Below are 12,891 nucleotides of genomic sequence, written 5' to 3' on the forward strand. Positions count from 1 at the left end.
ATTATAGACTCCTTTCTTCCTGCTTCTGTTCGGCCAACCTCGCCCTTAAGGCCCTGATTTCACTATCCAATTCCTTAAAGCGATCAGCGATTGGATCAGGAAGATCACAATGATTTAGGTCTTTATTGATTTTGATGCCATCTTGAATGACCACTTTACCTGGAATGCCCACCACTGTAGAATTAGGTGGCACTTCCTTTAAAACTACCGATCCCGCACCGATTTTCGAGTTTTCCCCAACAGTGATGGAACCCAGCACTTTTGCTCCTGTAGCTATCAAAACATTATCCTTTATCGTAGGATGACGTTTTCCCTTTTCCTTTCCGGTCCCCCCAAGGGTTACACCTTGAAAGACGGATACATTGTCGCCAATTTCACAAGTTTCGCCAATGACGATCCCCATTCCATGATCAATGAAGAAACGACGGCCAATCGTAGCCCCTGGATGAATTTCGATTCCGGTAAAAAACCGGCTGATTTGAGATATGCTTCTCGCCAGGAAAAAGAATTTCCTCTTAAATAGTGCGTGAGCCATCCTATGACTCCAAATCGCATGTAAACCCGCGTACGTCAATATGACTTCCAAATAGCTGCGCGCAGCAGGATCTTGATCAAAAACCACTTCGATATCTTCTTTAAACATCTTTAACAAAATGATTCCCCCCTATGTTCCGTCCTTTTCCAACATCCCCTTTTGAAGCTTTTAAAGCATATAAAAAAGCGTCTCTGTCCAAATAGACAGAGACGCTTGAAGCGCGGTTCCACTCTGTTTGGAATGTACGAACCAGGTAAAGCTTTTTCCTGTTTTTTCATCCCCAACTTTAATCCCTGTAACGGAGGACATTCCGCCTGTGCCTACTATAGGTTAGTTCAGCAAAGGACTCAAGGGTGCATTTCAGAAAACGAGAGGCCTGAACCACTTTCAGCAGGTTATGGTTCTCTCTAAAAAGCTTCGTTTACTTACTTCTCCCCATCTACGCGTTCTTTTGTAAGATTATTAAATACTATATTACATTTTCGACAAATTGTTAATATAAAATACTCTGAATACGCTGTTTAATTTTTTCTTTGCCAAGTAATGAAATTGCCTTAGGCAAGTCAGGACCATGTGTTTGACCCGTGACGGCAGCCCTTATCGGCATGAATAATTTTTTCCCTTTATGCCCTGTGCTTTTTTGTACGGCTTTAATTGACTTCTTGATTTCATCCGCATTAAATTCTTCAAGCCCTTCGATCTCCTGAAGGAAAGCATTCATGACTTCCGGTACCTGTTCTTCAGCCAGCACTTCCTTAGCTTCTTGCTCGAACTCGACCTCATCCTTGAAAAACAGTTCAGAAAGCTCGACTATTTCCGCTCCATAGCTCATCTGCTCTTGAAAAAGTGAAACAAGCCCATGTACCCACTCTTCTTCTTCCGCGGTCAGTGTCTCTGAAACCTTCCCGGCTTTAATTAAGTGAGGCAATGACAATTCCACTGCACGATTGACGTCCAATTGCTTCACATATTGATTATTCATCCATGTAAGCTTTTGCTTATCGAAAAGTGCAGGTGATTTAGACAGACGGTCAGCATCGAAAAGATTAATGAATTCTTCTTTTGTGAAAATCTCTTCCTCCCCGACCGGAGACCATCCTAGTAATGTAATGAAATTGAATAATGCTTCAGGTACATAGCCAAGCTCTTCATATTGCTCAATGAATTGAATGATCGACTCATCACGTTTACTCAGTTTCTTCCTACTTTCGTTTACAATCAGCGTCATATGTCCGAATACCGGCGGTTCCCAGCCGAAAGCTTCATAAATCATCAATTGTTTTGGAGTATTGGAGATATGATCATCACCGCGAAGGACATGGGAAATCTTCATCAAGTGATCATCGACGGCCACTGCAAAGTTATAAGTTGGAATGCCATCTTTTTTAACCATAACAAAATCACCAAAGCCATCCGTTTCAAATGAAACCTCATCCTTGACCATATCTTTGAAAGTAAGGACCTTCCCAGCTGGAACGGCAAAGCGAATGCTCGGTTTTCTTCCTTGTGCCACTAGTTCCGCTTGCTCTTCCTCAGTTAAATGCTTGCACTTCCCAGAATATTTTGGCGTTTCATTGCGTTCGACCTGCCCTTCACGCTCTGCTTCCAGCTCTTCTTCCGTACAATAGCATTTATATGCTAACCCCTTATCCAAAAGCTCTTGATACAATTCCTGATAAAGGTCGTTCCTTTCGGATTGACGATATGGACCGTATTCACCGCCTACATCAACACCTTCATCCCAATCCATGCCAAGCCATTTCAAATATTTAAGCTGACTTTCCTCTCCGCCTTCAATATTTCTCTTTTGGTCGGTATCTTCAATACGGATGATGAATTTCCCGCCTTTATTTCGTGCGTATAAATAATTAAATAAAGCAGTCCGTGCATTACCAATATGTAAATGTCCAGTCGGACTCGGTGCATAGCGAACTCGAATATCGCTGCTCATGATATATATAGACCTCCCAGTCGTTCTATTCTATTGTTTATATTATCATTTAAATTCATTGGGATAAAGGCATCCACTCTAAAAACGATTTAGTTTGATTTGACCAATAAGACAACAGCCTGTGCCGCGATTCCTTCGCCCCTGCCTGTAAATCCAAGTTTCTCCGTAGTGGTCGCCTTTACATTAATCCTGTCTATCGAGGCATCTAAAAGTTCTGCAATCCTGCCTCGCATTTCCTCGATATACGGTGCCATTTTCGGGCTTTGTGCAATGATTGTACAATCCGCATTACCTAGGGAATATCCTTCTTTTTTTACGATCGCCCAAATATACTGCAGCAGTTTTGCAGAATCGGCATCTTTAAATTCAGGGTCGGTATCCGGAAAATGCTTACCGATATCCCCTGCACCAATTGCCCCCAAGCAGGCATCGGCAACAGTATGCAGAAGGACATCCGCATCCGAATGACCCAGCAGTCCTTTCTCATACGGAATCGTAATCCCGCCAATTATCAAAGGCCTGCCTTCCACAAGCTGATGAACGTCATATCCTTGTCCTATTCTAAACATATCATTCTCCCCAATCATCGTTTTCCATGTTGTTGTTTATGTAAAATCGCTTCTGCAAAATAAAGGTCTTCCTGAGTCGTAATCTTAATATTATCATAATTGCCCTCAATAATAACTACCTGTTCATTGATCCGCTCTAGTAAACTTGCATCGTCCGTCCCTAAAAATTCTTCAGCTTCTGCCTGTTCATACGCACTTTTTAATATGGATACACGAAAAGCTTGTGGAGTTTGCACCGCCCACAAGCTTGATCGTTCCACTGTTTCCAATACCTTTTTGTTTGCCGCTTTTTTAATCGTATCCTTAACGGGCACTGCAATTACGGCACCTCCATTAAGGGAGGCGGCAGTAGTCAATTCACTGATTTGCCCTAGGGTAATAAAAGGGCGGGCACCGTCATGGACCAGGACGATGTCTTCTTCTGCATGTTGCAGTCCATTATAAACGCTTTGTTGGCGCTCCTTGCCACCCATGACCAGTTTCTTGACCTTTTTAAGCCCATTCGCTGCTATCAATTGATTGAAATAATCCTTTTCTGCCGGGTTTATCGAAAGGATAATCCCCCGACAGTCAGGATCTTCTTCGAAGACACGCAGTGTATAAACAATGATCGGGACACCCGATAGTTCAATAAAAAGTTTATTCTTGCCCGCTTTCATTCTTTTGCCTTGTCCAGCTGCAGGTATCACTACTTCATAAAACATAACGGTTTCTCCTACTCTTCTTTATAATGCTTTTTCTAATAGTTTCGGTTTAGCGAATATCATCCGGCCTGCAGAGGTTTGCAATACACTTGTGACAAGTACATCGATCCGTTTCCCTATATGGTCACGGCCACCCTCGACAACGATCATGGTGCCATCGTCCAAATAAGCGATGCCCTGGTTCTGCTCTTTCCCGTCCTTTATGACCTGAACATTCATCTCTTCCCCAGGAAGTACAACAGGTTTTACGGCATTGGCCAGGTCATTGATATTAAGTACCGCCACATTTTGAAACTCGCATACTTTGTTTAAATTGAAATCATTGGTAACGACCATTCCGCCCGATATTTTGGCAAGCTTCACCAGTTTACTGTCGACTTCCTGAATGTCTTCAAAATCCCCCTCGTACATCTCCACTTTAATCGGTAGGTCTTTTTGAATCCGATTCAAGATATCCAAACCGCGCCTTCCACGATTCCTTTTCAATGCATCAGATGAATCGGCAATGTGCTGCAATTCGTTTAATACGAATTGAGGAATGACTATGGTACCTTCCAGAAAGCCTGTCTGACAAATATCCGCAATTCTGCCATCTATGATGACGCTTGTATCAAGAATCTTCAGGCGCTTGCTATACCCCTCTTCATCCTCTTCGCTTGCTTCACCATCCGTGTTCTTTTTCTTATTGCTTTTCGTGAATAAACTCAATAGCTCATCACGTTTTTTAAAGCCCACCTGAAAACCAAGATATCCAAATAAAAGCGTAAGGATGATAGGAACCACTGTATTCAAAATGGGAACCTTGATGGCACTGAATGCGGATCCAACCAAGAACGCTGCAAGCAGTCCAACTAAAAGACCTACGCTGCCAAAGATTATATCCGTAATCGGTATCTTTACAAGCTGTTCCTCCAGCCATTTCATAAAGTAGATCACATGATCTACTGCCCAAAAAGTTATAAGATAAAAGATAATGGCACCCAACAGTACACTTACATAAGGATTGTTTAATAAAGCAATATCGTCTGCATGTAAAACAATTAATAATTCCGGAATAAGCAACATACCAAGTGTTCCGCCGACTATTAAGAAGCATGCTTGTATAATGCGTTTTAACATCCCTTTCACCTCCTTCTACTCATTATTGACCAATAAAATAAAATGAAACCTTCGAAAATTCGTTTTCACTATATACGTTAAATTCACTTAAGGAATTAGTGGATTTACAAATATGAATTCTTCTCTTTTTCGTAATATTAGCCTAGCACCCTGAGTTTTGAGTGTCAAAAATAAACACCAATCAATTTCAAGCCCGTTCAGGAGTTTTTTAAAAGCCGGCTGCACCTTACATCCTTCTATTTGTGACCAGCTGATTTTTCAAAATTCGGAGTCCTTCTTTAATTTTATTGGCCCTGACTTCACCTATACCCTCCACATCGTCAAGGTTTTCAACCGTAGCTTTATTGACTTCACTAAAGCTTCCGAACTGTTTCACTAAATTTTCGATGATTAAACCCGGCAAGCGTGGGATTTTATGAAGAATACGGTAACCACGGGGATGTACTGACTCATCAAGATGTATATATCCATGATAGCCCAACACCTTAAGAAGAATGCTTTCATCCAGTTTTTCCTGCATGGCCAACTCTTGAAGCCTAAAAATGATTTCCTCGGGATTTTCATCATTACTGGAGGTATAATCCTTGATAAGCCATTTCCCTTCCGTTTCAATATCTGCCAGGATTTCATTCATTTGCAAACGGATCAGCCTTCCTTCCGTACCAAGTTCATTAAGGTACGTTAGCAGCTCCGCCTTGATCCTGAGCACCATCACATAACGGTGAAATACCTGCAAAAGATCGGCATAGGTCACGATTTCCTCAAACTCGAGCGCTCCTAAAACCGATATGCTCTGCTGCAGGACCACCTTGTATTTTTCCAAGGTCTGGATGGCTAAATTAGCCTTGGCAAGAATGACTCCTATATCTTTAAGGGCATACCGGAAATTGCCCTGATATAAAGTGATGACATTCCGGCGTTGTGAGATTGCGATGACCAACGACTTGGTCTCCCTTGCCACCCGTTCCGCTGTTCTATGCCGCATTCCCGTTTCAGTGGAAGGTGTACTGTTATCAGGCACTAATTGGGCATTTGCGAAAATGATCTTATCGGCGGTTTCATTTAAAATGATGGCCCCGTCCATCTTCGCCAACTCATATAATGTGCTGGGGGTACAGCTGCAGTTGATTTCGAAGCCGCCATCCACGATCGTTCGCACCTTCTCGTTATATCCGACCACTATCAAACCGCCCGTGTTCGCCCTCAGGACATTTTCAATACCCTCCCGAAGCGGGGTACCCGGTGCTACGATTTGCAGAATTTCCAATTTTGTTTTCTCATACCCTTTTTTATCTGTCATGCTTAACCCCCTAACGATTGTTTAAGAGCCTCCGAAACCGATGAAACACCAATGATCTTAATACCTTTCGGCGCGGTCCACCCTCCTATATTATTAGCCGGTATGATAACCCGCTCAAACCCTAATTTCGCTGCTTCCTGCACCCTTTGTTCAATTCGTGACACCCTTCTCACTTCCCCAGTCAGCCCCACTTCACCAATGATGCAATCGACAGGGTTTGTTGGTTTATCACGGAAGCTTGATGCGATGCTTATTGCGACAGCGAGGTCAATTGCCGGTTCATCCAGCTTGACACCGCCAGCAACCTTTAAATACGCATCTTGGTTTTGGAGCAGCAAGCCCACTCTCTTTTCCAGGACAGCCATTAAAAGCGAAACTCGATTGTGGTCAATTCCCGTGGCCATCCGCCTAGGATTGCCAAAACTCGTAGGAGAAATCAATGCTTGAATTTCAACAAGCACCGGCCTTGTGCCCTCCATGGATGCGACGACTGTGGACCCCGAAGCTCCTTGCGACCGTTCTTCAAGGAAAATTTCCGATGGGTTCGCCACCTCTTCCAATCCATGTTCTTTCATTTCAAAAATACCCATCTCATTCGTCGAACCAAAGCGATTTTTAACCGCACGTATAATTCGATATGTATGGTGTCTTTCACCTTCAAAATATAATACGGTGTCAACCATGTGCTCAAGCAGCCGTGGTCCCGCAATGGCCCCCTCTTTTGTAACGTGACCGACGATAAAAATCGCAATCCCGTTCGTTTTAGCAATGCGCATGAGTGAGGCTGTGCATTCCCTCACTTGTGAAACGCTTCCCGGGGCAGATGTAACCTCCGAATGGTAAACCGTTTGAATCGAGTCAATAATGACCAAATCCGGTTTAACATCTGTAATTGCCTGTTGGATATAGTCCATATCGGTTTCAGAATAAACGAATAGATTTTCCGACATGGTCCCAAGCCGGTCCGCTCTCAATTTGGTCTGCTTGACTGATTCTTCACCTGATATATAAAGCACTTTTTTCTGTTTATGCGCCAATTGGGATGATACCTGTAAAAGCAGGGTGGACTTACCGATACCCGGGTCCCCTCCGATCAATACAAGTGATCCCTGTACGATCCCGCCCCCAAGAGCACGATTCAATTCCATTAAATCCGTCTTAATGCGTGGTTCTTTTTCTGATTGAATGGTCGTTATGGGTGCTGCCTTCTCCCGTTCCCCGGAACCTCTCACCTCTGAATGGGTAAAAGCGCCCTTTCGAGCAGGTTTAACGATTTCGGTTTCCTCGACCATTTTATTCCATTCACCGCAACCTGGGCATTTCCCCATCCATTTCGCGGACTCATACCCACAAGACTGACAGATAAATTTTGTTTTCTTTTTTACAGCCATAAATTACTCCTCTTCCTTTGGAAAAAATATCTATATTAAGGATATTATATCTCTGTTTTATTTAAACCTTCTTAAGGCTAAGTTTTTTTAAAAAAATATTCACTTTGCTTGTCCCGTTTATACTCACATCTACCTATAGATAAAAAACAGAGGTACACTGCAAAAGAATCTGCGTGTACCTCGAAGTTTGGATCAGGTTATTCACTTACATTAACAGGCTCGCCTTGTCGGATTGCAAACTCATTATTCACGACATCCATTACGACCGTTTGCCCTTTTTTCACGTTGCCTTTAAGCAACTCTTCGGATAGATAATCCTCTACATGCTTCTGAAGCGCCCTGCGGATTGGCCTTGCCCCATATTCCGGATCAAAACCTTCCGTGGCAATTTTTTCTCTAGCTGCATCTGTCAGCTCCAAGTATATCTCCTGTTCTTTCAAACGGGTAGTAAGCTGATTTGACATTAATGTAACGATTTGTTTCAAATGATCCTTCTCTAATGAGTGGAACACGATAGTTTCATCAATACGATTCAGGAATTCCGGACGGAATGCACGTTTGAGTTCTTCCATCACTTTCCCTTTCATATTTTTATAGTCCTGACCAGTATCCTGGATGTTAAAGCCGACATACTTATCAGTTTTCAAGGCAGATGCCCCTACATTCGATGTCATGATCAAAATGGTATTCCTGAAATCGACAGTACGCCCCTTTGAATCTGTCAGTCTTCCGTCTTCCAACACTTGAAGAAGAATATTGAAGACATCCGGATGCGCCTTTTCTATTTCATCAAGCAGAACGACGGAGTATGGTTTCCTCCGCACTTTTTCCGTTAACTGACCGCCTTCTTCGTACCCAACATATCCTGGAGGCGATCCTACAAGACGTGAAGTCGAATGTTTCTCCATATATTCGGACATATCGATGCGGATCATGGCATCTTCATCACCAAAAATGGATTCAGCCAAAGCTCGGGCTAGCTCGGTTTTACCGACCCCTGTAGGCCCCAAGAAGATGAATGAACCAATTGGACGCTTAGGATCTTTCAATCCTGCCCTTGCACGTCGTACTGCTTTAGAAACCGCAATGACGGCCTCTTCCTGCCCAATTACACGATCATGGAGGATTGACTCCATATTAAGCAGTTTGTCTGACTCTGTTTGCGCCAATTTAGTGACCGGCACTCCCGTCCAGCTGGATACGACATGTGCAATGTCATCCACAGTCACTTCACTGTTTTCCTGCCCTTGTTTTTCTTTCCAAGTTTTTTTCGTTTCTTCCAATTGTTCTCTTAAGCGTTGTTCTGTATCGCGAAGCGAAGCAGCTTTTTCAAATTCCTGACTCTGAACGGAAGCATCCTTTTCCTTGCGAACATCATCTAGTTTCACTTCAAGTTCCTTTAGGTTGGGTGGCGTTGTGTATGAGCGCAGCCTAACTTTGGAACCAGCTTCATCAATCAAGTCAATCGCTTTATCAGGTAAAAAGCGATCGGAAATATAACGGTCTGATAATTTGACTGCAGCATCAATCGCTTCGTCAGTGATCGATACGCGGTGATGTGCCTCATAACGGTCACGAAGACCTTTGAGAATTTGGATGGATTCCTCAATTGTCGGCTCATCGACTTGGATTGGCTGGAAGCGACGTTCAAGGGCAGCATCCTTTTCAATATACTTGCGGTACTCATCCAAAGTTGTAGCACCGATACATTGTAATTCACCACGGGCCAATGATGGTTTAAGGATATTGGAGGCATCGATGGCACCTTCTGCACCACCTGCACCAATCAATGTATGCAATTCGTCGATGAATAGGATGATATTACCCGCCTGGCGTATTTCATCCATGACTTTCTTCAACCGGTCCTCAAATTCACCCCGGTATTTAGTGCCAGCCACAACAGTACCCATATCAAGTGTCATGACGCGTTTATCACGTAAAATCTCAGGTACCTCATTATTGATAATCTGTTGGGCAAGCCCTTCAGCAATGGCTGTTTTACCAACGCCAGGTTCACCGATCAATACTGGGTTATTTTTTGTACGACGGCTTAATACCTCAATGACACGCTGTATTTCCTTACTTCTTCCGATAACTGGATCCAAGCTTCCTTCCCTGGCAATCGCCGTTAAATCACGGGCAAGGCCATCCAGTGTCGGCGTGCTTGCATTTGCAGCGGCTGAACCTTGATGACCACCTGATTCATTGCTGCCCAAAAGTTGTAATACTTGTTGTCGAGCTTTATTTAAACTTACTCCCAGATTATTCAATACGCGTGCAGCGACACCTTCCCCTTCTCGTATAAGACCTAGAAGGACATGCTCTGTCCCAACATATGAGTGACCTAATTTTCTTGCTTCGTCCATGGAAAGCTCAATGACCTTTTTGGCTCTTGGGGTATAATGTATCGTTTGAGCCGTATCCTGTCCACGGCCAATTAAATTTTCCACTTCTTTCTGAATCTTCTCCGGACCCAATCCAAGAGCATATAACGCTTTGGCTGCAATACCATCACCCTCTCGGACCAGGCCTAGTAAAATATGTTCCGTGCCAATATTATTATGACCTAAACGGATTGCCTCTTCTTGGGCTAATGCTAATACTTTCTGGGCTCTTTCAGTAAAACGACCAAACATCATAGGGAATTCCTCCTTAAGAATTTTCGTTTTGAATAAAATTGCTGGCAATTCTCTAAGTAATGGCAGAAGCTTATTCTTGCTCCATATCTATTAATGAAATTTAATTCTCCCTAAAGGGGTCAATAACCTCTATGAGGAGGAAGATTCCGTGAAATTCAAGCGTTCCCGGATGAGTGCTGCTCTACGGATATCCCTTTCATGGGGTCTTAAAGGGCCGCCTGCGTACTTTTGTAAAAATCCCGACTGCGTCAAAATCATCAATTCATTTAGAATGCTTTTGGAAATATTCTTTATATACCCAAGATCTATCCCTAACCTAACATCGGAGATACATGTAGCTGCTTCCTTGGTCTCGATGATTCGAGCATTGGACAAAACCCCATATGAACGGAAAATTCTATCTTCTAATTGTATGTGGGAAGTCCTCGCTAATGCATCCCTCGCTGACCGTTCCTGGGCTATGATTTGTTGCACTACACTCGTTAGTTCTTCAACGATATCCCTTTCCGATTTTCCAAGGGTGATTTGATTGGAAATTTGAAAAATATTCCCCAACGCTTGACTGCCCTCTCCATAAATCCCTCGAACCACCAACCCCAATTGGTTGATAGCCGGTATGATATTATTCATCTGCTGTGTAAGGACCAGGCCCGGCAGATGCATCATGACTGAAGCCCTTAACCCTGTTCCCACATTAGTCGGACAACTAGTCAGGTATCCTCTTTCTTCATCATATGCATAGTCTATGGATTCTTCAATCCAATCGTCAAGAACATTTGCAATCTTTAAGGTTTCCTTTAGCTGTAACCCCGACATTAAACATTGAATACGGAGATGGTCCTCTTCGTTTATCATGATACTTATTTCTTCATTTTCCGAAAGGAGACATGCGCTTTTCGCTGAATCTTCAACTAAATGAGGACTGATTAAATGTTTTTCAACCAGAACGCGCTTTTCCAGTGGCTGCAATTGGTCAATCTCTAATAGCTCCAATTTTCCAATCTCCGGGGTTACTTCCTCTTCGATTCTTTTTTTGACCAATTCAATGATTTTATTAGCTTCTTCGTTCGAAAAGGAGGTTGGGAAGGTAAAGTCTTTGAAATTCCTGGCCAGCCGAATCCGCGAACTCAATACAATATCGATTTCCGGCCCTTCGGCACTCATCCAGGAACTCAAGGCGTTTTCTACAAACTTTTCCAAGCTCATAATTCTTCGCCTCCCTCTTGTGCTTCAAACCTTTTTTCAAGGGAACGAACCTTATCTCTTACTTCTGCCGCTTTCTCAAACTCCTCTTGATCAATGTGGACCTTTAAAACTTCTTTCAAATCCAAAATTTGTTTTCGAAGATATATGGCGCCGCCAATCCTTTTTGGAATTTTCCCTATGTGTGCTGTATTGCCGCTATGAACCCTCTTTAAAATGGGATTTAACTGTTCATTGAACGTTTTATAACATTCGGCACAGCCAAACTTGCCAATATGGACAAATTCTTTATAAGATCGATGACAATGCGGGCAGCGCCTCTCTTCCGTTTTCGGAAATGCATTTGCCTTTGTCTGTTGAATATTCGACTCCATATTCAACAATCCTGCTAATAAATTATTTATTGAAAAACCAGGTCCGCCTGCCTCCATGAACATTTCACCTTTTTCCTGAGCACATTTCTCACAAATCATGACTTCAGTCTTTTTTCCATTGATGATTTTGGTGAAGTGCAGGGTAGCAGGCCTTTGATGACATTCTTGGCAAATCAACGTTCATCACCTCTGCCAGTTTCATTTATATTTTAAAGTCGTAAGCATCGCAGTTAAAATTCTTGCCCTAAGCTCATCGCGGTCAGGCAGGTCGATATAAATCACCGATCTATCTATGACGCTCATCATAATCTTTGCTTCTCTTTCATTAATGACGTCTTCATTCATCAGCCGTGAAATTACTCCTTCAGCCATCGATTGAGTTACCCTGGAACCAATAAGCGATAATAATTGGTTGATAAGTTGCACGGAATCCTGTGATTCCACTTTCATGATGCGTATATAACCGCCGCCTCCACGCTTACTCTCTACAACATAACCTCTCTCGATGGTAAACCTGGTATTGATTACGTAATTGATTTGAGAAGGAACACACTGAAATTTATCTGCTATTTCACTTCTTTTAATCTCCAAGATATCTTTTTGACTTATTTCAAGTACTTGCTTCAAATAAGTTTCGATAACATCAGATATGTTTCTCACTCAGCCTCCTCCATTCTGACTTTGACTATATTTGACTATTATTATACAAGGAATAATGCATTTTGCAACTTAAACGCACTTTCTTTCTGTAATATCCATTTTCTCCAAATTATATGTAGTTACATACCCCATTGAACATAAAAGTTGAAATATCTTACATAAATACCCTATATAAATGGATGTAAAACCTGAACTTATTCTTCTGCTTAAGGTTTCATCACTTAAATTCTGCCCTATTTCCCCAGCTCATCCATTCCTTCATGATATGGCAACCAATTCAAATAAGGCCAGCCCGTGCAGTCCCTGAAAACGGAAAATTTTTTTATTACAAACACAAAAAAGACCAGCCGGATGGCTGATCTTTTTAAATGGCTTGGCGGCGTCCTACTCTCACAGGGGGAAACCCCCAACTACCATCGGCGCTGAAGAGCTTAACTGCCGTGTTC

11 protein-coding genes, 1 rRNA gene and 1 other annotated feature are annotated in these 12,891 nt (G+C 42.7%); all 12 genes read right to left on the bottom strand.

The genetic code is table 11. The features are described from left to right. Window position 1: 1 nt before the first annotated feature. Complete coding sequence (gene cysE, locus ACZ9AO_RS23315; protein ID WP_034305073.1) at window positions 2-652, bottom strand: serine O-acetyltransferase; 651 nt, start codon at window positions 650-652, stop codon at window positions 2-4. A gap of 85 nt (window positions 653-737) precedes the next feature. Beyond that, window positions 738-986 (bottom strand) — a binding site (T-box leader). 42 nt (window positions 987-1,028) lie between these two features. Beyond that, complete coding sequence (gltX, locus tag ACZ9AO_RS23320; protein WP_476110698.1) at window positions 1,029-2,486, bottom strand: glutamate--tRNA ligase; 1,458 nt, start codon at window positions 2,484-2,486, stop codon at window positions 1,029-1,031. A gap of 89 nt (window positions 2,487-2,575) precedes the next feature. After that, a complete protein-coding gene (ispF, locus tag ACZ9AO_RS23325) occupies window positions 2,576-3,055 on the bottom strand; it encodes a 2-C-methyl-D-erythritol 2,4-cyclodiphosphate synthase (protein ID WP_034305078.1) in 480 nt (159 codons plus the stop codon). Between the two features lie 14 nt (window positions 3,056-3,069). Beyond that, window positions 3,070-3,759, bottom strand: a complete 690-nt coding sequence (gene ispD, locus ACZ9AO_RS23330; protein WP_063595515.1) for a 2-C-methyl-D-erythritol 4-phosphate cytidylyltransferase — start codon at window positions 3,757-3,759, stop codon at window positions 3,070-3,072. A gap of 21 nt (window positions 3,760-3,780) precedes the next feature. Further along, window positions 3,781-4,878: a PIN/TRAM domain-containing protein gene (locus ACZ9AO_RS23335; protein ID WP_063595516.1), complete on the bottom strand. Its 1,098-nt coding sequence runs from the start codon at window positions 4,876-4,878 to the stop codon at window positions 3,781-3,783. A gap of 226 nt (window positions 4,879-5,104) precedes the next feature. Beyond that, entirely contained in the window at window positions 5,105-6,178 is a 1,074-nt protein-coding gene (disA, locus tag ACZ9AO_RS23340) for a DNA integrity scanning diadenylate cyclase DisA (protein WP_063595517.1), read from the bottom strand. Window positions 6,179-6,180: 2 nt separating this feature from the next. Continuing rightward, window positions 6,181-7,569: a DNA repair protein RadA gene (gene radA, locus ACZ9AO_RS23345; protein ID WP_476110702.1), complete on the bottom strand. Its 1,389-nt coding sequence runs from the start codon at window positions 7,567-7,569 to the stop codon at window positions 6,181-6,183. 197 nt (window positions 7,570-7,766) lie between these two features. Beyond that, a complete protein-coding gene (gene clpC, locus ACZ9AO_RS23350) occupies window positions 7,767-10,208 on the bottom strand; it encodes an ATP-dependent protease ATP-binding subunit ClpC (RefSeq protein WP_034305090.1) in 2,442 nt (813 codons plus the stop codon). Between the two features lie 129 nt (window positions 10,209-10,337). Continuing rightward, the gene (locus tag ACZ9AO_RS23355) at window positions 10,338-11,414 is read right to left on the bottom strand and encodes a protein arginine kinase (RefSeq protein ID WP_476110705.1); all 1,077 of its coding nucleotides are present in this window, start codon (window positions 11,412-11,414) and stop codon (window positions 10,338-10,340) included. Beyond that, window positions 11,411-11,962: a UvrB/UvrC motif-containing protein gene (locus ACZ9AO_RS23360; RefSeq protein ID WP_063595519.1), complete on the bottom strand. Its 552-nt coding sequence runs from the start codon at window positions 11,960-11,962 to the stop codon at window positions 11,411-11,413. Before ACZ9AO_RS23360 ends, ACZ9AO_RS23355 begins: the two co-directional genes overlap by 4 nt. A 21-nt stretch (window positions 11,963-11,983) precedes the next feature. After that, entirely contained in the window at window positions 11,984-12,445 is a 462-nt protein-coding gene (locus ACZ9AO_RS23365) for a CtsR family transcriptional regulator (protein WP_048677843.1), read from the bottom strand. Window positions 12,446-12,816: 371 nt separating this feature from the next. Next, a 5S ribosomal RNA gene (rrf, locus tag ACZ9AO_RS23370) occupies window positions 12,817-12,891 on the bottom strand; the annotation flags it as partial.

The organism is Peribacillus sp. TE19612 (assembly GCF_056279465.1).